Source organism: Priestia sp. TRN 1309 (genome assembly GCF_050846875.1).
GTDB classification, from domain to species: domain Bacteria; phylum Bacillota; class Bacilli; order Bacillales; family Bacillaceae_H; genus Priestia; species Priestia zanthoxyli.
The window spans coordinates 821022-845874 of record NZ_JBOZGM010000001.1 but is presented as its reverse complement, the minus strand read 5'-3'; the positions used below and the strand labels follow the sequence as shown (position 1 = coordinate 845874).

28 protein-coding genes and 2 pseudogenes are annotated in these 24853 nt (G+C 33.4%); 6 read left to right on the top strand and 24 right to left on the bottom strand.

The genetic code is table 11. The features are described 5' to 3' along the window. Positions 1-86 precede the first annotated feature (86 nt). Positions 87-380 carry an isochorismatase family protein gene (locus ACRPLQ_RS04450; RefSeq protein ID WP_412762893.1) on the bottom strand — a complete coding sequence of 98 codons (294 nt, stop codon included), beginning with the start codon at positions 378-380 and terminating at the stop codon, positions 87-89. A 91-nt stretch (positions 381-471) separates the two neighbouring features. On the opposite strand from ACRPLQ_RS04450, the gene ACRPLQ_RS04445 reads away from it, so the two are divergent. Next, positions 472-1098: a type 1 glutamine amidotransferase family protein gene (locus ACRPLQ_RS04445; RefSeq protein ID WP_033580101.1), complete on the top strand. Its 627-nt coding sequence runs from the start codon at positions 472-474 to the stop codon at positions 1096-1098. A gap of 263 nt (positions 1099-1361) precedes the next feature. Here ACRPLQ_RS04445 and ACRPLQ_RS04440 read toward each other — a convergent pair whose 3' ends face one another. Beyond that, complete coding sequence (locus tag ACRPLQ_RS04440) at positions 1362-1931, bottom strand: GNAT family N-acetyltransferase (protein ID WP_033580100.1); 570 nt, start codon at positions 1929-1931, stop codon at positions 1362-1364. A gap of 105 nt (positions 1932-2036) precedes the next feature. Then, the gene (locus ACRPLQ_RS04435; RefSeq protein WP_367077211.1) at positions 2037-2912 is read right to left on the bottom strand and encodes an ABC transporter six-transmembrane domain-containing protein; all 876 of its coding nucleotides are present in this window, start codon (positions 2910-2912) and stop codon (positions 2037-2039) included. A gap of 198 nt (positions 2913-3110) precedes the next feature. On the opposite strand from ACRPLQ_RS04435, the gene ACRPLQ_RS04430 reads away from it, so the two are divergent. Continuing rightward, complete coding sequence (locus ACRPLQ_RS04430; protein ID WP_367076929.1) at positions 3111-3932, top strand: MerR family transcriptional regulator; 822 nt, start codon at positions 3111-3113, stop codon at positions 3930-3932. Positions 3933-4160: 228 nt separating this feature from the next. On the opposite strand, the gene ACRPLQ_RS04425 is transcribed toward ACRPLQ_RS04430, so the two are convergent. The 10 genes from ACRPLQ_RS04425 to ACRPLQ_RS04380 form a co-directional block, all read right to left on the bottom strand. Further along, positions 4161-4574 carry a DUF6892 domain-containing protein gene (locus ACRPLQ_RS04425; RefSeq protein WP_165636258.1) on the bottom strand — a complete coding sequence of 138 codons (414 nt, stop codon included), beginning with the start codon at positions 4572-4574 and terminating at the stop codon, positions 4161-4163. 345 nt (positions 4575-4919) lie between these two features. Further along, positions 4920-5855, bottom strand: a complete 936-nt coding sequence (locus ACRPLQ_RS04420; protein WP_432235714.1) for a sensor histidine kinase — start codon at positions 5853-5855, stop codon at positions 4920-4922. Between the two features lie 2 nt (positions 5856-5857). Then, a complete protein-coding gene (locus tag ACRPLQ_RS04415; protein ID WP_034267314.1) occupies positions 5858-6574 on the bottom strand; it encodes a response regulator transcription factor in 717 nt (238 codons plus the stop codon). A 302-nt stretch (positions 6575-6876) separates the two neighbouring features. Then, entirely contained in the window at positions 6877-7746 is an 870-nt protein-coding gene (locus ACRPLQ_RS04410; RefSeq protein ID WP_367076920.1) for a DUF4097 family beta strand repeat-containing protein, read from the bottom strand. 37 nt (positions 7747-7783) lie between these two features. After that, positions 7784-8488: an ABC transporter permease gene (locus ACRPLQ_RS04405; protein WP_034267320.1), complete on the bottom strand. Its 705-nt coding sequence runs from the start codon at positions 8486-8488 to the stop codon at positions 7784-7786. Between the two features lie 110 nt (positions 8489-8598). Continuing rightward, the gene (locus tag ACRPLQ_RS04400) at positions 8599-9507 is read right to left on the bottom strand and encodes an ABC transporter ATP-binding protein (RefSeq protein WP_325078117.1); all 909 of its coding nucleotides are present in this window, start codon (positions 9505-9507) and stop codon (positions 8599-8601) included. A 420-nt stretch (positions 9508-9927) separates the two neighbouring features. Then, on the bottom strand, positions 9928-10215 hold the full coding sequence (locus ACRPLQ_RS04395; RefSeq protein ID WP_367076919.1) for a 3-isopropylmalate dehydrogenase: 288 nt from the start codon (positions 10213-10215) through the stop codon (positions 9928-9930). Between the two features lie 131 nt (positions 10216-10346). Next, on the bottom strand, positions 10347-11525 hold the full coding sequence (locus tag ACRPLQ_RS04390; RefSeq protein ID WP_432235713.1) for a DUF418 domain-containing protein: 1179 nt from the start codon (positions 11523-11525) through the stop codon (positions 10347-10349). Positions 11526-11938: 413 nt separating this feature from the next. Beyond that, positions 11939-12148 carry a hypothetical protein gene (locus ACRPLQ_RS04385; protein WP_028414832.1) on the bottom strand — a complete coding sequence of 70 codons (210 nt, stop codon included), beginning with the start codon at positions 12146-12148 and terminating at the stop codon, positions 11939-11941. A 674-nt stretch (positions 12149-12822) separates the two neighbouring features. Continuing rightward, positions 12823-13362, bottom strand: a complete 540-nt coding sequence (locus ACRPLQ_RS04380; RefSeq protein WP_028414833.1) for a TetR/AcrR family transcriptional regulator — start codon at positions 13360-13362, stop codon at positions 12823-12825. A gap of 139 nt (positions 13363-13501) precedes the next feature. Between ACRPLQ_RS04380 and ACRPLQ_RS04375 the strand changes: the two genes are divergently transcribed. After that, a complete protein-coding gene (locus ACRPLQ_RS04375) occupies positions 13502-13840 on the top strand; it encodes a DUF2834 domain-containing protein (RefSeq protein WP_155007768.1) in 339 nt (112 codons plus the stop codon). Between the two features lie 404 nt (positions 13841-14244). Then, complete coding sequence (gene lepB, locus ACRPLQ_RS04370; protein WP_155007767.1) at positions 14245-14799, top strand: signal peptidase I; 555 nt, start codon at positions 14245-14247, stop codon at positions 14797-14799. An 85-nt stretch (positions 14800-14884) separates the two neighbouring features. Here lepB and ACRPLQ_RS04365 read toward each other — a convergent pair. From ACRPLQ_RS04365 to ACRPLQ_RS04330, 8 genes and pseudogenes are all read right to left on the bottom strand, one after another. Continuing rightward, positions 14885-15055, bottom strand: a pseudogene (locus ACRPLQ_RS04365) (carboxymuconolactone decarboxylase family protein); the annotation flags it as partial. A gap of 66 nt (positions 15056-15121) precedes the next feature. After that, positions 15122-15313 (bottom strand): annotated as a pseudogene (locus ACRPLQ_RS04360) (tautomerase family protein); the annotation flags it as partial. 114 nt (positions 15314-15427) lie between these two features. Continuing rightward, positions 15428-16054, bottom strand: coding sequence for a hypothetical protein (locus ACRPLQ_RS04355; protein ID WP_155007766.1), 627 nt, complete (start codon positions 16052-16054; stop codon positions 15428-15430). Between the two features lie 19 nt (positions 16055-16073). After that, the gene (locus tag ACRPLQ_RS04350; protein ID WP_432235712.1) at positions 16074-16625 is read right to left on the bottom strand and encodes an SF0329 family protein; all 552 of its coding nucleotides are present in this window, start codon (positions 16623-16625) and stop codon (positions 16074-16076) included. 418 nt (positions 16626-17043) lie between these two features. Beyond that, positions 17044-17196, bottom strand: a complete 153-nt coding sequence (locus ACRPLQ_RS04345; protein ID WP_432235711.1) for a hypothetical protein — start codon at positions 17194-17196, stop codon at positions 17044-17046. Between the two features lie 478 nt (positions 17197-17674). Then, positions 17675-18025 carry a DUF2178 domain-containing protein gene (locus ACRPLQ_RS04340; protein ID WP_014458864.1) on the bottom strand — a complete coding sequence of 117 codons (351 nt, stop codon included), beginning with the start codon at positions 18023-18025 and terminating at the stop codon, positions 17675-17677. 1 nt (position 18026) lies between these two features. Further along, positions 18027-18254: a helix-turn-helix transcriptional regulator gene (locus ACRPLQ_RS04335; protein WP_154974161.1), complete on the bottom strand. Its 228-nt coding sequence runs from the start codon at positions 18252-18254 to the stop codon at positions 18027-18029. A 239-nt stretch (positions 18255-18493) separates the two neighbouring features. Next, on the bottom strand, positions 18494-19078 hold the full coding sequence (locus tag ACRPLQ_RS04330; protein WP_033580067.1) for a DJ-1/PfpI family protein: 585 nt from the start codon (positions 19076-19078) through the stop codon (positions 18494-18496). 137 nt (positions 19079-19215) lie between these two features. Here ACRPLQ_RS04330 and ACRPLQ_RS04325 point away from each other — a divergent pair, with 137 nt between their 5' ends. After that, entirely contained in the window at positions 19216-19659 is a 444-nt protein-coding gene (locus tag ACRPLQ_RS04325; RefSeq protein WP_049165939.1) for an Lrp/AsnC family transcriptional regulator, read from the top strand. Between the two features lie 133 nt (positions 19660-19792). After that, the gene (locus tag ACRPLQ_RS04320) at positions 19793-20692 is read left to right on the top strand and encodes an alpha/beta hydrolase family protein (RefSeq protein ID WP_028414842.1); all 900 of its coding nucleotides are present in this window, start codon (positions 19793-19795) and stop codon (positions 20690-20692) included. A 233-nt stretch (positions 20693-20925) separates the two neighbouring features. On the opposite strand, the gene ACRPLQ_RS04315 is transcribed toward ACRPLQ_RS04320, so the two are convergent. From ACRPLQ_RS04315 to ACRPLQ_RS04305, 3 genes are read right to left on the bottom strand one after another with little or no spacing between them, the layout of a single operon-like run. Further along, positions 20926-22305, bottom strand: a complete 1380-nt coding sequence (locus ACRPLQ_RS04315; RefSeq protein ID WP_221781106.1) for a PTS ascorbate transporter subunit IIC — start codon at positions 22303-22305, stop codon at positions 20926-20928. Between the two features lie 21 nt (positions 22306-22326). After that, a complete protein-coding gene (locus tag ACRPLQ_RS04310; RefSeq protein WP_028414844.1) occupies positions 22327-22608 on the bottom strand; it encodes a PTS sugar transporter subunit IIB in 282 nt (93 codons plus the stop codon). Further along, positions 22608-24650: a BglG family transcription antiterminator gene (locus tag ACRPLQ_RS04305; protein WP_432235710.1), complete on the bottom strand. Its 2043-nt coding sequence runs from the start codon at positions 24648-24650 to the stop codon at positions 22608-22610. Before ACRPLQ_RS04305 ends, ACRPLQ_RS04310 begins: the two co-directional genes overlap by 1 nt. Positions 24651-24853 lie beyond the last annotated feature (203 nt).

The window sequence follows — 24853 nt, the reverse complement described above, 5'->3', positions numbered from 1 at the left end:
ATTTTTGAAATTATTTATCCTGTTTATTATAGAAAAACCATTTTTTATCAAAATGAGTTATTTCTGTTAGTACATTGCCTTTCTTATTAATATGATTGTATTGCTTCAGCCAAATTTAACTTTTTGATCAATTCTTCAGTTGTTAAAATTTTGGCAAACTCATTATCTAAAGTTGCTAATGACACAGTATGTATTTGTTCAGCTGGATAATATGCATGATCTGCTCCTTTTACTGCAAATGCAGCTGTGGCATCTGATACGAGATACGTTTCAAATCCTAAATTATCACTCACTCGAGTAAAAGTTGATACATAATGTGGAGTTGTTAATCCTACTATTAAGACTTTTTCTATTTTGTTTTCTTTCAAATGATTCTCAATCTCCTTATTTTTTCTGAATATTTTAACATTTTTATAGATATATACCTTTAAAATGGTATAATATAGAGAACGTCAGTTCGGGAGGTTTAATATGCAAATTAAAAAAGTTTATATTTATGTATTTAACACAATGTCAGATTGGGAGTATGGATATTTAATTGCTGAACTAAATTCAGGAAGATATTTCAGGCAAGGTTTAGCCCCTTTAAAAGTAATGACGGTAGGAGTTAATAAAGAAATTATTAAAACAATGGGGGGACTGAGTATACAGCCGGATATTTCTCTTGATGAATGCACTCTTCTGGATAAAGATCTTTTAATTCTACCGGGAGGAAATACATGGAGTGAGGAGATTCATCAACCTATATTGAAAAAAGTTGGGGAAGTTTTAGAGCTTGGTACTATTGTAGCTGCAATTTGTGGTGCTACTGATGCCCTTGCAAATAGTGGATACTTAGATTCTAGAAAGCATACGCTTAATAACTTAGAATATACAAAAATGGTCTGTCCTAATTATAAAGGGGAGAAGTTGTATGAGGGTGGACCTGTAGTATCCGATAATAACATGATTACTGCTTCAGGAGTAGCACCTCTAGAATTCGCGAGGGACGTATTAAAAAAATTAGATGTATTTGCATCAAATACATTAGATTCATGGTATAGCTTAAATAAAACTCAGAAGTCCGAATACTTTTTTCAGTTAATGAGCTCAATATAGATCCCTAATTATATACAAGGTCGATTACAATAATTTTCTTTTTTATTTTTGTATACGTAAAAATAGATAAAAAAGATGATTAAAAACAGCTTTTGTCTCCCCTACTTAAACCCCAGATAATCAAAATATCTGGGGTTTTTTATTATAACGGTTTTAATGTTTACATTAAATAACGACAAATACATAGCTTTTCTACGAATTGCCTATGTCTTAGATTATTAAATATCAATGCATTTAACACTGATTCTGTTTATCTAGATGAATTAAGGAGATACTTTTTCCTCAGGTTCATTAAAAGAAGTATTTTTTATCCACTCTTTTTTCAATAATGCATACTGAAGAGTATTTTCATACTTAGGTGTTCCATCTTCGTATTTAGTAAACGAAATAAACTCAACAAAACGTCCTTCTTTACGCATTCCTAATTTTTCACATAGTTTTTGTGATTTATAGTTATCCTCCTCAACGTATGCATAGATTCTTCTTGCATCCAATTGAGTAAACAGATACCTAAGGAACTCCTTCACACTCTCGCTTGCGTACCCTTTCCCCTCATATTGAGCATTAAAGTGCCAACCAATGGAATAAGTATCTGGATCTTCCTTTAAGTAGAATATTTCTCCTATTAGATAATCACTGCCTTTTAAGCAGACTGCAACAAAAGAGTCATCTTTTTTTCTTTTTTGAGCTTTTAAAGCGGCTTCCTCTATTGTGTGAACTTTGTCTTCAAGAAAGCAGTTTACCCTTGGATTAGCCAAGTATTCCAAAAGAGCTTGAGAGTCTGCTTTAGAAAAGTTTCTCAATAGTAATCGATCAGTTTCAATCTTTTTCATTAAAAATCCTCCTAACCTATATTTACGGGCTTATTTCTCTGAAAAGACAACAACAATAATTTAAGGGATAACATAACAATAATGGTTGGCTAAGCTTTTGTGGTTTTAGCTGTTAACGTCTTCAGCAACGCGTTCACCAATATCAAGTACACGCGAAATATTTTGCACAATTTCAGGAAGACCAACTACTGCCTCTTGAAACATCCAAATATAAGCTAGAACTGCATAAATAGCACCAGGCGTAGTACCCTGAACACCTGTAAGTCTAAGTAGTGTAGCTAGGGTTAAGAGAATGACGACAATCTCCATCATCCCCCATGTTTTAGCCTCAGCGTTAGAAATAGCAACACGCCACAAACGTAATCGTGCAAAATGTTTTTGAACAATGGTAAGTGGACGATGAACGACTATATCTGCCTCTTCTTCAATCCGGTTGTTAAGTGCGTGATTCAAACGATAAGAACGTCGACCGAACCAATGGTTTATGATTAGTATTGGAATTAGTGCCAATAAACTTAAGAACCCAATAAACTGGTCATAAAGAAATAACATGATAATAGCGCCTAAAAATCGAATAACCGTTGTTACAACTGCTGGCAGCTCCATCTGAAAGAAATCTACTACCTCTCGAGACAATGAGACACGTCCTACAATTCGAGTTCCTTTTACTCCATCAGCACGCTGGCGCTCTACCATTTCTGCAGCAACATTAGAATAAATTCCAACGAATACTTTGGTATCGTAAACGTGTCTGAACAAGCCAACCCCTAGGTGAAGGATCCATAGTAGAGCAAGTGGTATAAGGCTAGCCGGATTCTCTTTAAGCAACCCATCGATTGCAAAACCAATTGTTGCAGCGTAAAGAAGATCGCAAACATTTTCAACAAGAGTGAGCATATAGGTAAGGCTAATTCCTTTGCGATTTTTTGACCATATACCTTGAAGGAGTTGACCTACGGAGGATTTTTTCTTTTTTATCATTTGCATCTTATCTACTCTTTCTTTTCTCTAATTAGACAAACTTTAATTCTATTCATTGCTTTATCTTCAAATTCATCATCAATTTGCCTTTTCACTTACTTTAATGAAATAAAGGACTCGTCATTGCTGTTTATATCCCCTTTCCAGTACAATGAACATCATAAAGTATATGGTTACCGTATAGTCAAGGAGGATTTTATGAGTGAAGAGTTGGAAAAGTACTTTAGTACTGGTGAATTCGCGAATCTCTGTCGTGTAAAAAAGCAAACTCTATTTCATTATGACGAGATAGGGTTACTTTCACCTCAAATAAAAAAAGAGAATAGATATAGATACTATTCGTATGAACAATTTGAAGTCTTTCAAGTGATTGCCTTATTTAAAGAATTTGGTGTTCCATTAAAAGAGATAAAAGTTCTTTTAAAAGATAAAAAACCAATAAATATGATTACTCTTTTAAAGGAAAAATCTCTTGAAATTGAAGAAAAAATTAAGAGCCTTAATCATTTACAAGCAATTATTCAAACGCGTTTACAGTTAGCAGAACATGCTTTAAAAACTGATTTTTCTTCTATTTCATTGCAATATTTAGATGAAGAAACCTTTATGATTAGTGAAAATATTTTAGAAGAAGCCGAACAAAAATATACTACAGTTATTCCGGAGCTCATTCATTATACTCAACTTCATAAATTAGACCGAGGATATCCAATTGGAGCAATGCTTGCGAGAGAACAAATTCAAAAAAAAGAGTTTTACAATTACGAACATTTGTATATCAAAATCCCAGAAGAGATAGAAAAAATTCATTGTCATACACGTCCCCAGGGACTATATGTTGTTGGGTATCAAAAAGGTGCCGAAACTGAACATGCTTACGATCGAATTATTCAATTCGTTAGAGAAAAAGGGTTAAAAATAGCGGAGTATGCATATGAGGAATACGTGATTGATGAGGTAATGGCGGATGGAATAGAGAATTCAATTACAAGAATTCAACTTCAAATTCAAAGCCAATAACGTTTTTTTAGTTTGTATTGCAAAGAGGTACCATATTTACTAAACATATGTGGCGGATACAAACTAAAAATAGAAAACCCAACCTGTGAACTCTAAAGGTTGGGTTTTCTGTTTTTGTAAACGAAGTATAGGAGAATTGCTTATTGATTTTTCTAGATAGCAATAATGAGGAAACGTTATTCTTCATAAAGGCGGATTGCTTCTTTTAGCACAATAACATCCTTCTCATTAATCCTCAATCTCAATTCCAGCTTGCTTAAATGGTTTTAGTACTTCTGGATGACACATGGAAATATAGTCCACTGTTTTTAGATTCGTTAAGTTCTGAAATCCTTCAACAGATAGCACGTCAAATAAATTATCTTCACCGTCCCAATCTGGTTTTAGAATATGATAAATTTCATTACCTCCATCAAAGCAAAGGGATTCAATCTTTTCCAAATCACTCTTTTCCAGAGTTAACTCTTCTAAATAATCTTTGATTTCAACAATGGGTCCAGCTCCAAAATACCATTCGAAATTATTCGTATACTTATCTTTTAAATCGGTTAATTCTTTTAGAAATAATGGCTCTTGATCTAATAAAGCTTCAATAACCACTAATTTAAAATTAAAATCTTTAAACATTCCACTTTTCCCCATTTTTCTACCTCCGATTTTATCTCTGTATTAGGCTTGTAATCGCCCCTGCACTATTCGTATTATAACAATCATCTATAAATAAAACCTACTTATATTGTTGACTTTGACAGCCCCAAAAATAAGAGCCCCTGTAAATGAAGGTCCGCTCTTATTTACTCAGTTTAATTACTACTGCAAGCTGCTAATGCTAGCAATAATACAGCAGAAGTTGCTAAAACCTTTTTCATACATGCACCTTCAACTCTCTACTAATTCTTTTCTACTTATTATTCTTTGACTACTGTTAGTAAAAGGTAGAAAAATAGGTGTTTTTCTTGCAATACCTAAAACAACGTATTACTAATTTTAAAAATTAATACGTTTTAAACATACTGTAAAAATAGTATGTTTAAACGGAATACTTTCTAAAGCAATACTTCCACCCATTTGTTCAATTAATCTCTTCGTAATAGTTAACCCTAATCCACTTCCTTGATAGCGACTGTTCCTTGAGTCTTCTAGCGTATACATTCGCTCAAAAACTCGTTCTTTATGTACTTCATCTATTCCTTTTCCTCTATCTGATATTTCTATATAGATATTATCTTTATCTGTTCTAAGCTTTAAACCTATCATTTTACCATCAGAACCATACTGAATTGCATTAGAAATTAAATTATTAAGAACCCTTTCAATTGCACTTTCATCTCCTCTAACAAAGAGTGATTCTTCTGGTATTTCAATAGCTACTTCAAATTCTTTATTGATTGAAATTTCGTAGTAATCCAATATTATTTTCCGGCTAATTTCGCATATATCAATTCTCGAAAAGCTTAATTTTTTGTCTCCGGATTCAAGCTTTACAAGTTCGAAAAAACGATTTATTAACTCTAGCACCTCTAAGGTTTTTAAATTAACGGTTTTTAACAAACTCATCATTTTTTCTGTACTTAGACTTTTATCATTATTTATAATTTCAATATAACCTAAAATAACTGTTAGAGGGGTTTTTAAATCGTGAGAAATATTTGATAGCATTTTTCTTATTGAACGTTCTACGTTATGGTAATCTGCCACTGTCTTTTGATTGTGTTCTAAAAGACGGTTTATTTGTTTCAATAAAGACTTTATCTGATTATTGTCTGTATATAATAATAGTCTTTCACTTGTTTCTTCATCAATAATAGCTTTGAGCTTGCTTTCTATGTATCTCACTTCTGCTTTACGTTTTAATCGCCTATGAATCAGAAATAGGTTTATACAAATAGAACAGGCCAATAAGATGACGACCAGGTAAACCATTTTTATAAATCCCCCAATTTATAACCTATTCCCCATAAAGTCTTTATGTACGTTGGATGAGAGGGATTGTCTTCAATTTTTTCTCGAAGTCTTCTAATGTGAACATTAATTACGTTTTCATCTCCATGATATTCATCTTCCCATACGGCTTTATACAGTTGTGACTTCGTGTATACATGAGTAGGGTTGGAAATAAATACTTTTAGGATGTTAAATTCTTTTGCTGTGAGGCTAATATCCTTATCTAGTTTCTTCACAGAAAAGCTGTCCATATCGATACTTATATCTCCTATTTTTATGACCTTGCTTTGACTTTCTTTTTTTAACTGCGATGAGTGCATATAATGTAATTCTCTTCTTATAATCGCTTTAATTCTCGCTAATAATTCAATCATAGAGAACGGTTTAGCAATATAATCATCAGCACCAAAACCTAGTCCAAGTGCTTTGTCTACGTCTTCATCTTTTGCAGACATAATAAGAACAGGAACCATACTTTTAGAACGAATTATTTTTAAACATTCCATGCCATCCACTTTGGGCAGCATAAGATCAAGTAAAATAACGTCATACGTTTGTACATTTTGTACATTAAGTATTTCTAAAGCTTCCTCGCCATCAAAAACAGCGGTGACTTCATATCCTTCTTTTACTAACCCCTCTTTAACCATCTCACTTATAAACGGATCGTCTTCTACAATTAGTATCTTGTGACTCAATACTTTCCACTCCTAAAACCTTTTAGTATGCTTACTATTCTATTATCATAAAAAATAACAATTAATTACATTATAATCCTTTTTACACAAAATGTTATAACTAATTAATATAGTGTTAAAAAAAGTTAGTAGTAAATAAACGATATAAATTCTTTACCTATAGTTTTTTAAGATATTCATCAAAAAATGCTATCTTAATGTCGAGGAAGATAGCATTTTCAATAAGTAATTGATTATTAGTTTAGTTCAAGTATTCTTATCAAACATATTATCAAGTATTCTTATCAAACATATTATAATGATTAATTTGTTACATTAATAACACCGTTGTTACTTAATAAATTTAACTTATTGGATCCCTGTCCAATTTTTCCTCTTTGAAGCTTTTCAGTATCTGTGTTTTTCTTAAGTCTATCTAGTTTAAGTTTTACATCGGAGGAATAACTTTTAGCAGCCACGGACAGAGAAGTTGGCGCTTTTTTATAAGAAACGCCGATGTCGCCAGAGTCACTTTCTACAGCTAAGGATTTTCCTTCTTTTATATCCTTAATTGAAACCTCTCCATCTTTAGAAGTAACCTTAATCTTTGAACCATTTACATTTTCCATATAGTTATCGCCACTTGTAGAGGAAATGTTTAAATTTTCAAAAGTACTATCTTCCATACTTAACGTTCCATCCTCGGATACAAACATTGCTTTATTAGCTGAAAGGCCTTTTATTTTTTTATCACCAGAGTTGTTGTGAACTATAAGATTATTAGTAGAAATTTCACTCAATTGGATATCACCATATTTATTATTTAAGTCAATTTTGTTTATTTTTGAACTTGGAATGGCAATAGAAATTGTACCTTTCTTTTCAAAAGTAAACCCTCCCAAAAAGCCACTTTTCTTTTGATCCTTTTGCTTGATTATTAATGTTTTTCCATCTTGTTTAAAAGTGACACGTTGTTTTTCTTTTTTCTTCCCTTTAGCTGATACAATCACTTCATTTGAATGACTTTTCTTCAACCTTATATCCCAAGACTCACTATCCACTTTTAAAGCATTAACACTCTCGATATTGTAAGACTTATTTTTCTCAAAGCTTTTTGCTTCGGCAATATTGACTTTGAAAGTGAACCCACAAATTAAAACTAAAGCTACAGAAGTTGATACAATCTTCTTCATCTCTTTTCCTCCTATTTCTACTCTTAGAAATTATGTATTATGCTATGTCAACACTGTCTACTTTTCTTATTGCCAGATAACCTATTAGAAGTCCAAGAAGACAAAGTACGCCAGGAATTGCTACAATTTCATATAAACTTACCGTCTCTCCTCCACTAGAAATTGTTGCATTAATTAAGAATCCAATTACTAGAGACGAAGTTATTGTAGTAGCAACTGATTTCTTCCTCATACCAAAAAATAAAGGAATGAAACTCACGCCAGCCATCATAAGCGCACCAATAAGAGTTGAAGGTACTGTAGAAATAATGTCATTCACCTTTACAGGTTTTTCAACCAGATATACGTGCGGGTTGATCCAAAAAATTAATAAATCGATAATAAAAGTAGCAATAATAATACTGACAAAGCAGAATACGAAAACAATAAGCAGTTTCGCTTGCATTAACTTTTTTCTTTTTAATGGATAAGTGAATAACAACTGAATTGTTTTATTTTTATATTCATCAATTATTAGCCGAGACAAAATGACACTAGAGAAACAAATAAATACAATTCTAATAAAAATATTAGCTAACGACATAAAGTCCGCATAATCTGGATACATAGGTTCAATTTCATTTCTTGATCCCCACCCCATAAGTGCAGCTATAAAAAAGATAGCTAAAATGCAAATGACTACATTTTTTATATACCTTGATAATCGATGTTTTTTGTATTCTAATTTCATTAGTTTTAACATTTTCAAAAGCTCCCCCCAATGGAATTTAAGACGTTTCAATTTAGTGCTCTTTAAATGATGTGATAAGGAATTGGAAGTTAAGATGATATACGTGATTAAATGTGAATTTCTTAACTATTCATTGAACTTAAAAAGTACTCTTCTAGTGAACTGTTCTTTTTGTTGATACTTTCTATACCAACATCATTCATAACGAATGCTTTAGAAATCTCTTGCTGAGTTAATGTTGTCTCATATATACGTATCCCCTCTTCACCAATAACTCTAAAGTTTTTTATTCCTAAATTTTGTTCTAAAATATACAAAGCTTTTTTTATATTTTGAACCTGTACTTCTATATACTCAGTTTGTTTTCCATTGATACTCTTCATAGAAACTTCTTTTATTAATTTGCCATTTTGAATAATTCCGATTGTATCTGACATCTGTTCCATTTCAGCTAAAATATGACTAGATATTAATAAGGTAATTCCATAATCTTTACAGAGTATTTTAAAAAGGTCTCTCAATTCCTTTATACCAATAGGATCGAGTCCATTAATTGGTTCATCTAAAACCAGAAGCTCTGGCTTTGTAGAAATAGCTCTAGCTATCCCTAACCTTTGTTTCATTCCCAATGAAAAATCCTTCACTTTTTTGCCTTCAATATTATGTAATTTAACAAGCTCTAGAGCGTGATCAATAGCTTTGTTATCGTAATAACCCATATACTCGCAGTGTAAAGATAAATTTTCTCTAGCAGTGAGCTGCTCATAAAAAATTGGATATTCAATAATAGTTCCCATCCGCTTTAATACTTCAAATGATGTGTTCGTTAATTTCTCTCCAAAAATCTCTATTTCACCACTCGTTGGCTTGATTAAGTTTGTGAGCATTTTCATAATCGTCGTTTTACCAGCACCATTCGGACCTAAGAAGCCATAAATTTCTCCTTTCTTCACGTGCATATTAACTTCAGAAACAACCTGTCTCCCTTTAAACGCCTTTGTAAGTTGGGTAGTTTTCAATATGTATGTCATTTATCTTCTCCTTTTCAATTTATATGGTTATTGTATAAAATGAAATTTTCTTTTCTCTTACTTAAATCTTACGTTTTTCTTAATTTTCTTGTTACATAGTTCTAAAAAGAGTTTACATATAAATAGCTTCCTATTTATGTACTTGTTTGTCTTTTTAGTAAGCTAAAAGGTTTGCTAAAACAGCGGTGTATAAACGATAAATTGGAAAATCAAAGGAGCCCTTGGGTATTAAAGGCTCCTTTTTTTCTTGTCTTTTAGAAAGAAACTTTATGTAAACTAGCGTTTTATATGATATAACTAATAAAGTGTTAATCATATTTGAAGCTTTTAGATTTATGAATCTAAAGGCTTTTTTGTACGGATAACTGAGATTATGGTAACTACAAACTTACAAAGTATAAATCTTACTAAGCAAATTTTTTATTTATTGTTATATTGTTTTATAACTGTGACTATAACTGCCAGTAACAGAACAATTGCGCTATTTATAAGTAAATAGTATCCAACTTGTAAACCATAAAATATGGAAAAAGCGTCTCTAATGATCAACAGTGCTAATATACCGCCTATTGCCCCGAATAAAGCGGCCAGTATTAGTATTGTGAAAGCAGCAGCGTATAAACTTTTCTTTTTTTTGTAGGAGATAAATCCAACGACATTTGAAATGATAATAAAGAAGCCAATAAGTATTAAGAAAAAGGTAGCCATTTTCTTTAATTCTCCTCTACGGATTATTAATTGGTTAAAATACCCAACACCTAATATCACTTTAACATAACATTCTATGTGAAAATTTTGCTTCTTATAACAGGTTTGATATTCATCCAAAAGAAGATGACTTACATTTTAAGATCTTTCTTTATATTTTTCCTTATAGTTAAACTGGCTAAGCGTTTACGCGCTGACTCCATAGGACCCATTTTAAAATAACGAAGCCACAAAACAGCAAATAACATTTGAAACAAGCAGATTAATACCCAAACAAAGATGACGAAGAATGAACGTGGGTGTCCACCCCACCCAAGGCCCCATCCATAAAATAAAATGGAACTTAAAACATTCTGTAACACGTAGCAACTTAAAGACATCTTCCCTACTTTCTCTAAAACGCTCCATAACGAAAAGGCCTGAAATTTCTCAATTAGAAAACTAATGGCTCCCATGTATCCAATCGACAAAATAGGGGCAAATACATACCTTACTGGAAAATCAAAGTATCCTCCAGGAACAAATAATAATAGATTTAGAGGTAGCCCAACTAAAAGTCCTGTCTTCATCATCCTCTTTCTGATATTAATACCCTTGGAGTTATTGTCAAAAGCCCCTATTCTCACTAGTAAAACACCAATTAAAAACATACATATATTAAATGGAATGACGAAAATTGCTTCTGTGCGCAGCTCCCAAAAATGAAAAAGTCGATACTGAATTTGATTCATCCATGATCCATGTTGATAAAGGTTCATCACTTCTTTTGGCACAGCAACTAGCTCATCTCCTATTGAGTTAGTTAGCACACCTAAGAACACAAGTACTATAAAGAAAAGATGAATCGCTGCTGCACTAATCATTGCTATTCGTATCATTCTCTTTCGCATTTTTACGATAAGTGATACGACAATGGCAGTTACTGCATAAGACATTAAAATGTCGTACTCTAAGACAAAAATAAAGTGCAAAAGCCCTTCCATTAATAAAAGTAAAGACAGCCATATGTACCTTCCCGGCCAAGTCTGATTTAATCGTTTTGATTGCTGATATTTCAGTTCTAAACCAACACCAAACATAATGGCTAAGAGGCCAAGTAATTTTCCGTTAATTAAGGACAGAAAAAGGATTCTTAAAAAGTCATCTCCTGATAACCACCATTGATTATGGTTAAAAGTAAATATATAATTTATATCTCCCAGATAGGCAAACAGCCAAATATTTGTTCCTAATGTTCCCAGAATCGCTAGTCCTCTTAATATATCTAAAGAGCGAATTCGTTTTTTATTCTCCACTTCCCATGCCCCCATCCTTTACTTTCATTCTAATAACGTTCCGAATACATTTCTAAAAAGGATTGTTTATTTTCGTTACTCTCCTTCTTGATATGTCATAGTTCAACTATATTAGATTACGTCGCGTCACCTTCAACCCTTATTTTTAAATGAATGAATGAATGAATTATTTTTAGTGCAATAAAGAGAGCGTAGATACGTTTTGAGAAGTGCGAAGGCTGCCTGCTTTGGAAACAGGTTTAGCCAAAATCCAAAAGATATACTGGCTTACGCAGAGTACTAATTACAAAAAAAGAAACCCTAGTATTTTTAAGGTTTCTTTCTTTCTGATATTCCACTCTAAACGACAATTGAAGATAAATTAAAATGCTTTTACTGCAATATAACGTTTTCCAACGTTTTGTAATTCATATTCTAAAAGCTGGCATCTAGCTTTTAGAAAGTTCGTTTATCTCCCTTTCAATAAGAGCTACTGAAAGTTCGAATGCTTGTATCCTTCTTTTAGCTAAGGTTATTTGAGATTTATATCTATCGGCATTTTCTTTAGCTTCAAACGTTTTTACTGTCTGTCTGAGTTTATGTAAAGTTGAATCAATTTGACGTTTTGCTTCAACTAATTCAGGTACGTCAAATTTCATTGGAGTCCCTCCTTTTTATCATTTTTATCGATAAGATGGCTTTCTTTAAAAAGGTTGTTTATCGGCAGAGCTACTGTTATCTATATTTCCTGTACATGAGTAGCCATCCAAAAATGTTTATTATACCAAATATAGTGAACACAAACTTACCACTTAAAACTCCTCTTAACAATATACCTGATAAACTAGTGTTTGTTTATCTGTAGAAGTTGAAAGGTTCCTTTAAAAGAAGCAGGTTTTTTTGAGGTATTGAGAGGTGACGTCAATTTTTATTAAGATGCTCAGCTGTTCTAAAATAGCCTCTGCGTAAGGGCCACGCTAAATAACCCATTCAAAATCTCTCAACGCAATAAAATTTGTCATACAAATTTCGTTTTTCATCTTCACAACAAAAATAGTTTGTGATATACTTCACATGTAAGGATGTTCACATGAACTAACAAACTCTTGAATGTAAAGTAGAAAAAGCTATTTCACTCCGATGCCAATACGATTGAAATAGCTTTTTTTATGCTCTTATTTTGAGAACCCCCACCATTTCTACTGCTATGGCCTTCTGTACAGTTCTCTAGGAGAAGTAGTTACATCTATCTTACTCGCTTGCTTTTAGAGTTTGATGTTCCTAACCTATCACTCAAAAAATAGAGAGGGTTCTATTTTCCGCTTATTGCAGATCAACCCTTATTAATTGCCGCAATCGCTTTTGTAATACGAGCATCGTCACCTACTGCATCTAAGAGAGCTATTCCTTCAATTGTAACAAGAGCTAGTGCTGCTACTTGTTCTTTATCCTCTCCTTCGTCTACCTTAATGATATCTAGGTAGAACTGATAAAAGCTGTCGCAGATTTCCTTTGCTACAGAATGAAATGGGTCCCCTTCTTTTGATGCAACCGCAACTAATTCAAGCCACAGCTTAATGTATGGACGAACTTCAGGATCTCTCATCATGTTATACAAATGGGGAACTAGCGTCTGAAATGAATGCTTCTCCATTTCTGTATTGTGAAGCATGTAAATAAGCTTTTGAGAAATAAAGGATAGCACAACCGTAAATAATTCCTCTTTGTCATTAAAATAATGAAGTAGCATTCTATCGCTGGTTTCCGCTGCTTTCGCAAGATTTCGCAAACTGGAGGCCTGCAGACCATTTAATAAAATATAGTCAGCCGTTTTTTCTATAATTTCTTGTTTTTTCTTTTCACCTTTTTTCATATAAAGCTCCTTACTGTCTTTTTCTGTCGTATAGATACAATTATGAAGGAAACTTAGCTGCTTTGCATTATTCCCATTCATTTTTTTGTTGATAAAAAATGTAATGAGTGCTACATTTTAAGAAAGGGGGATGATTGAATTGGTAAGTAAAAACGACAAATCAATGGACAGTAACACATTTTCTAGAAATAATCGAATACCAAAAGCATTACTTATTTTAGTATTAGTATCTTTTTCTGTTTTAACAGGTCTGGCCGTATATCATTATGGCTTCCTTGGTATTTTTTCTCAGGCATTTAACAACTATGCTTCTATGCAAATATTCTTTGATTTATTGATAGCACTAATTCTAGTGCTTGTATGGATGTGGCATGATACAAAAAAGACAAATCGTTCTTTTTGGCCATGGGCACTAGTCACACTAATAATTGGCTCGTTCGGTCCCCTTTTGTATCTGTTGCTGCGCAAACGCATTTAGCAGATTAAAAGACTTTGTATTGCAAAAAGAAAGCCTTTTGCAAAATAAAACAAGGCTTTCTTTTTATCTAATTAAGTATTAATCAGCTGTTTCCTCTAGTACAACTTTAATAGCCTTTGCGAGCATCTTTGCTGTACGTGTTTCTTCCTTCGAGGAGTGGTTTAGAGATTTATATAAGGTTCCATCTTATAACACTATCATTTGGAAAGATAATAAAATAAAAAAGATTCTTTTAGATCCCCAAAAAGTAAAGATAATAAAGCAGGATCAAAATCATGCAATGAAGTTTATTGAACTTGTTAAAAAATCATCTAAGTAAACCTTTAATTGTTAAATTAAAGGTTTATTTCTATATATTGTGTTATACTCTTAAACATGTATTACGGTTGTAGAGGAGTTTTAAATTGAAACAGAAAGAGATTTTTTCGTGGATCAAATCCATCGTTATTGCTTGTATCCTGGCTTTTGTGGTGAGAGAGTACATATTTACGCCTATAGTAGTAGACGGTGAATCGATGATGCCTACTTTAAAAGATAGTGAACATATTATTCTTAATGAAATGGGTAAAAATAACGCAGATAATATAAAAAGATTTGATATTATCGTTTTTCACGCTACAAAGGAAAAAGACTATATTAAAAGAGTAATTGGTTTACCGGGTGATCATATAGAATATCGCAATGACACGCTATATATAAACGGAAAAAAATATGAAGAGCCTTATTTGGATCAATACAAAAAAGAAATAGTAACAGGCCCGTTAACTGAGGATTTTAAACTTGAGGATTTTACAGGCAGCAAAACAGTTCCAGAAGGTCAATTGTTTGTCATGGGAGATAATAGAATGTATAGCTTAGATAGCAGATCACCTCAAGTAGGAACAATCTCCGTAGACAAAATCGTAGGAAAAGCAAAATTAGCTTATTGGCCTTTAAAAGAATTTCAATGGATTAAATAAAGTCTTTAAAAGCTCCCTTATTAAAGGGAGCTTTTTCTATTAAATACAAACTAAAAAATAACGATATTTATGTGCTTTACCTTTATTATTTCTCCGCTACTATATTCAGTACTGCAGCTGCTTTTGGCCACCCCACGTAAAAAGCCATATGAGTTATTAGTACAATAATTTCTTTTTCAGTCACTCCATTCTTTTTTGCCAGCTGCAGATGAAAAGACATTTGTTCAGTGTTGCCAATACTGATTAAAGCAGAAAGTCACAAAGTTAGGAGCAAGATCTCTCATGTCGTTCAGCAGCTTAGAATTAATACCGTTATTCATATTTATTGTGCCTCCTTTTGATTAACCATTTGTGCGATTCCTTGCCCAAATGACCAGTTTTCAAGGGTTGTTTCGTTTACTGTAATAAAGATATTGTTTGTAGAAAGGTCTAAGTCAGTGTGAAGTCCCTCTGCAATGGACTGATGTAGCTTCTTTTTCTGCTCAATAGTTCTCCCCTGCCCACATGTAATAGAAGGAAACTTATTGAACGTAATGAATTTATCTATAAAAAAATCCTTTGCTTCCAGGGCAAAGAATTTTTTTGCAGTTATAGAGAGCTTTGTCCCTTTTACAGATTAATATAATACTCATCCACTATCTCTATCATGAGCATAGTTTTTTGATAAGCTGTCTTTAAAGTCTTGAGAAAGCTTCATATTTCTAAAATTTAAGCCAATTAAATCTTCAACATCTTCATTTAAATACGACCATTTAGATGGTGATGTCATTAAATGGTCTAACAAAACAGATTCATTAAAACCTATGACACATATATCTAAGCTCCTTTCTCCCCATATCGCCCACTGCTTAGAAGAAGAAAACCATACCACCTTCTCTGAATTATAGTAAGGGGCATCCGCAGGGTAATCCTCCGGTCCAATTTCTAAGGCATTCCTATACTCTTCACTTGATAAAGAAGTAGGAAGCTTCAAGTAATTAAAATAGCCAAACTCTTTATAAAAATAGTTTGTGGGGTGTGGATCTAAAACCGCAACTGTAACTTCCTTTTCACTAAAGATTTTTGTTAAATATTGTACGGTAGGCCAAAAATCATCACACATCACCCAATAGAACTCTTCAAATAAATAATAATCACACCTTTGGTTAAATACTTGGTCAGGCAATTCTTTATTTGTGTTAAAGATACTTTTTAAATTTTTATTAGTGGATTGAAATTCTTGGATATCTTTAATGAAAAAATTTGTGGGCTTCACAGTTTAGCCTCCTTTTTTATTAACTGGGCGTATGTTTGAACGGCGTGATGTTATCAACCTCGCACCTTAGTTCATAAAATTGCATGATTAAGGGGGGGACATTAGAATCATATCTTAAAGCTTCCAATGTCCTCTTGCCTAACCTTCTATCTACTAATGCAAGAGCTTGAAGAATAATATTCTCAGAATTTAATGCTCGATGAATGGTCAGCTGAGGATACTGGATAAAAGCGCCATAAACATGTTCAGCGTTAAAAACGCCTCTATGTTTTAGAATACTTGCAGTGTAGTCCATATCATCTACCTGGCCAATGAATTCTGGGAAACATTCATATAAACACTCGGGAAAAGGTTTGCTTGTTTTTCTCTTCACTTCCTCCCAGAGGTTATCATGTTCCATTAAATATTCTGCTGAAGAAGCATTAAAAACTTCCTTTTTATCTAAAGTAATCCAAATACGCGTCCGCTCTCCACGAGAAACGTTATATTTAGTTAGATGAATACTCAATCTATGCTTCAATTTACCACAGATTAAATTCCCCATATCTTTCTTTACTTTTGTCCATTTCATACTATCCTTGTACCCCTATTCTTTCCTAAAACTATACGCTTCAGCTTATAGAAACATTATATTATATAAGATATTTGTTTTTCCTAATGTATTCAGCATATCCATATACCTTATCAAGATCTATTTCTTGCTGCTCTTTCTCTTCTAAGTCAAGCACTCTTTTCTATCTGCGTACGAGTTATGCTAAACCGAATATTCAAACCCCATCAACGCAATAAAGAAGCAGCCTCTCGCAAATAATGAGATTGCTTCTTGCACCTTAAAATTTGTCATACAAATTTCGTTTGCTACCTTCACAACAAAAATAGTTTGTGATATACTTCACATATAAGGATCTTCATATGAACTAACAAACTCTTGAATGTAAAATAGAAAAAGCTATTTCACTCCGATGCCAATACGATTGAAATAGCTTTTTTTATGCTCTTATTTCCATCACCCCATCCTTTCTTAGCTGTACGTTGTTTGAGTCTGTTTCCACTCTTAGCTGTACGTTGTTTGAGTCTGTTTCCACTTGCTTCTGCATACGAAGCGCGATCTTTTCAAAATCTATTTCATCATACTTGTTCATAGTCATACTCCTTTTAAATAAAAAACGTAAAAGCCGCCTCGGTTTGTCAGATAAGGCAGCTTTTACGAGAAATTTAATATAGAATCTGTTTTACTATGAATTATAGTATACTTTTCCGGTAAACACTATATTTTTCTGTAGAGACACACTCGTCTGGGTAGAGAATATAGTTAACTATAAATTTAATGATGAATATGATTTAGTTATTGACCATCATCTATTTCATTTTATAAAACGTAACCAATGGTCTACTATAATTGAATGTCTGAAATGTTGAGCACTAAAGAAAGAGAATGAATGGTAGTTGGTCTATAGGAATGTATCAATCTTATTCGTTTAAAGACGACCATAAAAATAAGAGTAGGATTGTCATGAAGTTAATAAGGTTGTTGTAAGAAAATTATAGTTAAAACACTAAAGCCAAAGAAATGTATAGCCTTCTATGACTTTTTTACTGCTGGCAAATCTGCGTCATTCTCTAGTTTAAAAAATCCCTTTTATATCGAACAGCAAGATATATACCTGAAGCAATGAATGCAATGGAATACTTAAATAAGAAGAAAATTTGCCACATATATTCTTTTGGAAAAATCAAGTCGCACAAAATGACTCCATACAGTACAACGAGGGCACTTTTTAAACCGATTTGACTTGTTCTTTCGTCAGACACACTCATGCCCATTTTCTTTTGAAAAACATATATTAAAACTGCTCCTACTATAAGCGATATAAATCCAATACAAATAAGCATATTCCAGTTACTATTTGATTGTTCTGTCCAAGTTCTCAAAGGAGTAAAAATGGCATTTTCTATTTTGTCAGTTATCATTTTAATCCCTTCCTTTCACATAACTAAAAATATCGTTAACATCTACGTTAAAGAAATCAGCTATTCGAAAAGCTAAAACAAGAGAAGGCGAATAATTGTTCTTCTCCATCACATAGATGGTCTGTTTAGATACGCCCACAGCCTCAGCCAGTTCTTTTTGAGACATCCTGTTTAAAACCCGATGTTCATACACTTTATTTTCAACGTAGTCACCATTTTTTTCTTTCAATGTAATCACCTTCCTTTTTTGACTACAACTATATAATACAACAAACTTTGATAAAGGTAAAGTAAACTTATACAAAAGATAAATATTATTATACATTCTAGGGAAACAAAAAGAGTTAGACTCTTAGCGAGAAGTCTAACTCTTTTTCTATTTCAACATCAAAAAATAAAGTACTCATTTCCTTTTACTGTTTAAAAACGGTTCATTTTCGTTTCTTCGCTAAAAACAATATTTGTTGATTAGTTAAATCCCATTAAGTTTTTCACCTGTTGAACATTCTCTAAAGAAGTTAATTTCTCTAATAGTAAAAAGGCCACATCAAACCCGGTGCTGGGGTTTGAGGAAGTAATTATATTGTGGTCTACGACAATATAATCATCTTGAACAAGCACACCAAATTCTTTTAACTGTGCCCTTCTTATACTTTTAGGGTGATTATAGGTAGTAGCTTTTTTCCCTTCAAGAATTCCACTTTTTCCAAGTGAAAGAGCGGCAACACAGACACTGGCTATAGGTTTTCCTGCTGAGTGAAATTCTCGAATAACCTGCAAGAATCTCTCATCGTAAGCATCTTCGTAAAAATTTGCTTCTTCAAAGCCACCTGGTATAGCAAGCGCATCAAATTCTTTTACATTAATATCTGATACTAGCATTTCTGGAATTACAGTAAAGTTCCATGTACATGTTAGTTTTGGATGTAAGCCCGCTGTTATTAGTTCAGTCGTGCCGTCTCCCTCAAATTTATTCCATCCAAACACATCTGTAAAAACGCTTGCTTCTACAGCTTCAAATCCATTTGCTAAAAGTAATAATATTTTCTTCATAGAATCATCTCCTTTCAGTAAATTTTATGAAATATTCATGCAATGTTATATACAAATAATTAGGTTATTTCTAAAGATAGCTTTACTAAATTAGGTAATTACTTGATAATAATTAATAAAAAAAGGTTGACGATAAAATGGACGTAATAGATAGAAAAATACTTCATGAACTGCAGGCAAATGCTAAGATTTCAATGAAAGAATTAGCTCAAAAAGTTTACTTATCTTCTCCTTCTACCATTGAACGAGTGAGAAGGTTAGAGGAAAACGGGATTATAAAAGGCTATAAAACAATTGTTGATGCAGAAAAATTGAATAGAAACATAACTGCGTTTGTTTTATTTGAAACGACAAAATGTAAGGATCATGCCGCGTTTTGTAGCGTTCATCCTGATGTAATGGAATGTTATCGTGTGGCAGGAAAAATAAGTTACATAGCAAAAATATGTACAGAGTCCGTACATACTTTAGAAGAATTTATTCATAAAGCTATGGAGTTTGATACACCTTCAACAAACATCGTTTTATCATCACATACGAATATGGAACTTAAATTATCTCAAGATACTAGCAGTGGATAACTTTAAAAAAGCATGTTTATATATTTGTTAGTTAACAGTATCCAAATTGATTTTCCAAGAGAGCTAAATCAATCAAATTTCATATATGAGCCTGTTATAATAGGGATCTTTAAAAACAAGGAGGAGGATATACGTGCAAATAAAAAAAGATGAAAGACAGTCATTTTATGCCGGATGTCAATTCGTAGATATAGAAGATCAAGGAAATGAACACGGCTTTCCTTTACTTATCATGTATCCTACATATAAAGAAGAACAAGTTGAAAAGATGGGACCTTACACGATAAGTGCTGCGCAAGATGCTCCACTTTCAGACGGATTATTTCCTTTAGTCATTCTTTCCCATGGAGATGGAAGCACGCCTCTTGCTTATCGAACCATTGCTCAATTTTTAGCACGTAATGGTTTTATTGTAGGGGTACCTCAGCATCCATTTAATAATCGAGAGAATAATACGCTATCTGGAACAATAGATAACCTAAAAAATCGACCTACTCATATACGTACTGTAATCGATTGGTTTTTAAAAGAAAATTCCTTTTCTCCATCCATTCATTCAAATAATATTTCTCTTATTGGCCATTCAATGGGAGGATATACGGCTCTTGCCGTAGCAGGTGGAGTTCCCACTTCTTTTCCTTCTGAATCTCCTGATCAAAAGCCTTATTGTTTATCTGTTGATCATGATAAGCGGGTTCAATCACTTATTCTTTTAGCGCCAGCCGCCGGATGGTTCAGAGAAAGAGGAGCTCTTGAAGACGTGAATATACCTATTTTAATGATTACAGGAGAAAAGGATACGATTACTCCTTCTTTTCACGGGGAATTTGTGTTAAATGGGGTTTCTGATGAGGAAAAAGTTCAGCATATCGTTGTAGAAAATGGAGGACATTTTTCATTTCTCAGTCCATTTCCGGACTTTATGAAATCTCCTACCTTCCTCCCTTCTCAGGATCCGGAAGGCTTTAATCGCAAAGAGTTTCATGAGGACCTGCAAAACACTATATTGGACTTTTTATTACATTCTTTTTAATAGATTAGTCACTTGTACCACCTTTTCTTTTGAAGCAATTATATCTAGAAAAGAGCAGTTAAAATCCCTTAGAAACTGATGAGCTTCTAAGGGATTTTATTTGTAACCTTATGCTTACGAATCAGATGCGTCACCCTAAAGAATCCTTGAAGCGGTCAGAATGCCTTTGTTAATTGCATGAACTGATAATGAATGGATTGACGATACTACTTCAAGCTCTTGTCTATCATTTTTTATTTCTCAACTTTTTTGTAAGGCACTGCATGACTTTCTTGCTTGCGTATACTGGCCAAGATCATTATCAGTAACACTAAACCAATACCAACCATAATGGTAGTTTTTCCACCGAAATGAGCTAGCCCACTCAAGAATAGTCCCACTATACCGAAGTCTGAATCTGAAAATGTAGCATTTGATAGACCCAAATCTCCCAACACGGGTATTAATAGAATTGGCATGAAACTGATTAAAAGGCCGTTCACAAATGAGCCTAAAATCGCACCGCGTACACCACCCATTGCATTTCCAAACACCCCTGCAGCTGCACCCGTAAAGAAGTGAGGTACTACACCTGGTAAAATAATGATTCCTCCTGATAAAACTAGTATTAACATACTAACAATGCCGCCTAAAAAACTTGAAAAGAAACCAATTAATACAGCATTTGGTGCATAAGTATATATAATTGGAACATCTAATGCTGGCTTTGAATTTGGCACAATTTTAGAAGATATTCCTTTAAATGCTGGTACAATTTCAGCTAATACCAATCGTACACCAGCTAAAATGACGAAAACGCCGGCAGAAAACATTCCTGCTTGAAGTACCGCAAATAAAATATAGTTTTTTCCGTCACTTAATTTACCTTCGACATAACCAGGCCCCGCAAAAAGAGCGACAATAACGTAGAAAATCGCCATAGTTAATGCAATACTAACCGTACTGTCTCGTAAGAAGCCGAGACCTTTTGGAAAGTTAATTTTTTCTGTTGATACAATCTCTTTCTTTCCCTTTACAGCCATCCCCACGAGACCACCAACTGCAAAACCAACTGCTCCAGAATGTCCTAATGCCACATTATCATTACCTGTTAGTTTACGGATAAAAGGCTGAACGAGGGCTGGAGAAAGCGTCATGAAAATTCCCACCGTTAAAGCACCAAAGAGAATTAATGAAAACGATGTAAAACCACTTACGGATAAAATGATGGCAATCATACATGACATGTACAAAGTGATATGTCCTGTCAGAAAAATATATTTAAATCGTGTAAAACGAGCAATCAGCAGGTTTACAATCATACCAAAAAACATAATTAATGCGGTCGAAGAACCATATTTACTCAGTGCAATCGCAACGATGGCTTCATTATTTGGAACGACACCGTTTACGTTAAATGCTGCTTTGAACATTTCTCCAAATGGAGCAAGGGCTTGTTGAAGAATCCCTGCACCTGCTGTAATAACCAGGAATCCAACAAACGTTTTTGTTGTTCCTTTTAGTGTATCTGAAAGATTTTTCTTTTGTGCCAGTAGACCTACTAAAGCAATTATGGCTACTAAAACTGAGGGTTCACTCAGAACGTTAATTAATACATTTAACACCTGATTCATCTCTATCACCTCTCAATTTCTTTACAGTAGATTTTTTTCTTGCAGAACCCCTGTTAATTTAGCGCGTAATTCTTCTAAATCAATAATATTATCCAAAATTACGACGTTTCCTAAGCTTGCCCCGCCCTCTGCAATATCTTTTGCAAGAAAGAACACGTCTGCATCCTCTGGTGTTGCAGAACCTAAATCAGAATGATTTACTTCTACGCCGCTTACTCCCATCTCATTCAACAACTGTTGAATATTCATTTCCACCATAAAACTTGTTCCTAATCCTGATCCACATACTGTTAAAATTTTCATTATTCATCTTCTCCTTTTGTTCGCATCATAGCTATAATTTCAGCTGAAGTTTCAGCTTCTTTTAAACGTTTTAATGAGTCTTCATTTACTAAAAATGAGGTCAATTCTGCCAGCGCTTTTAAATGTAATTTGTTATCAATGGCTGCTAGACAAATAAACAAGTCAATTGCATGTTCTTCTTGGTTCAGTAACAAAACTGGTTTCTTCATTCGAAGAAGGGACATACCAAGCTCTTGTACACCTTGTTCTGGCCGGGCATGAGGAATAGCAATTCCTTTCCCTATATGAATAAAAGCTCCCATTTCTAAAACTCTATCAATCATTGCTTGAGTATAGGCTGAGGTAATATAATGCTGTTCCTCCAAAGGTTTTGCTGCCAATTGGATTGCTTCTTCCCACTCTAGAGAATCGTCAGAGAATTGAATCTTATCCTCTGTTAAAAGTTCAGAAAGCATAGGGGCGTAACTCCTTTCACGTGTATGGCTTTTTCTTAAATGTTTCGTTAAATCTTCATAAAGCGCTTTTTCATTTTTAATAGTTGCATATTTTCGTATGGTCGCCATTAACTTATCCATTGGGATAGTTGATTGAACCGGCAAATTGAAATCAGCTGCCACGGCCTGCTGCAAATAGTTTTCCTCTAGCGCTGTTAATAGTGGACGTGTTAAATAAACAGGCTTGGATGATTCCAAATAAATAGTTGAAAAAATCATATCGTAACTGTCTGGTGACAGTTTTTCGATTTCTGCAGCCGAATATGATTCTGTAAAATGCAATTTTGGAAACAGTTGTCGTAATTGCGTTCGTAGCATCATAGAGGAACTAATCCCGTTTGGGCAAACGATTGTGGCTTTATACACTTTAGGTTTAGCCTCCAGTTTTCGAACATGCCCACCGAATAAAATCGTAAAATACCCTATCTCTTCATCTGAAATACATTTTCCCGTATATTCAGAAAGCGGCTTCAACGCCTGTTTAACAAATTCAAAGAGTACACCGTGCTCTGTTTTAATTGTGTCAATCAACGGATTTGATAATGGCACTTCACAGATGATTCTAAAATAGGCTGGTACCAAATGTTTATATAAGAGCGATTTTAAAATATGCCTTTCCTTAAATGGTACTAATATTAAGCGCTCTACTTCTGAAATAATAGTACTCGATACAAGGTCAAGCTTTTCATCAATATGGAGCTCGTCTATATTCTGCATAGCAGATAACAATTGAACCGTTAGATAGATAACCTCTGCTTCAGCCACTTCATCAAATAAATAAGCTGATAGCTCTTCCCCCATTTTTAGTAAGGGCTGTTCTTTCATTAATTTAATTTGCTTGATTGGTAGAATCAGTTTATGATGCCCAGACCTGCACTGTAGAAATAAGAGTTCATAAACTAGCTGATCTAGCCGGTTACTAACAAAATCAATCCGATATTTTTTAGCTAAATCATTTACGTTCTCTCTAATTACTGAACCCGTATTTTCATAATTCCAACTATTAAGAACCTGCTTCATCCCTGAAATGCCCATTGGCAATTGCAAAAGTGTTCCAATACAAATAGTTGCAAATCGACGCTTAAGCCTCTCTTCTCCCTCTAGGTGAAAGCCATCTGTCCGGTTATAAGATAACTGGATACCTTCTTTCTCACAATACGAACGAAGCTTTTTAATATCCGCTAGTGCTGTATTCCTGCTTACCTGCAGAAAAGACTGATAATGTATATTTGCTATCGCCTCTTTTCGAATATACGTGTATAAATAAATTAAGTATATCCGCTCAGTCTCTTGAAAAACTGACTGCTGACGGTTAAGCGATGTGCCTTCTAGTTTCCAATAATTTTTAATTCTTTCATCAACCTTAAATTCTATATCAATCACTTGAATTTCCGGTAAATCTAAATTGCTTAATGCATTGTTCAACTTATCAAGCGTATAAGCAAATTGTCGAGGTGATAAATTTATTTGAAGTCTCAACTCCGGAATTGATAACTTCGGGTAATTAATCATCTGCTCAAGCAGCTGCAATGATTTATGATCAAACATCTTATTATCCTCCTCATGTTTATTATAAAATAGAAGTGTTAGCGATTACATAACTGTTCAATCCAATCTTTGTTGTCATTTTAGAATAGCTGTTGGACTGAAGGTTATATTTCCCATTTAAAAGTTTAACATAAGCTCTCGCACCACAGAATGGCAAACGTTTATTATTTGATTTTTATCTTTTAAAGCTATAGTAAAGCAAT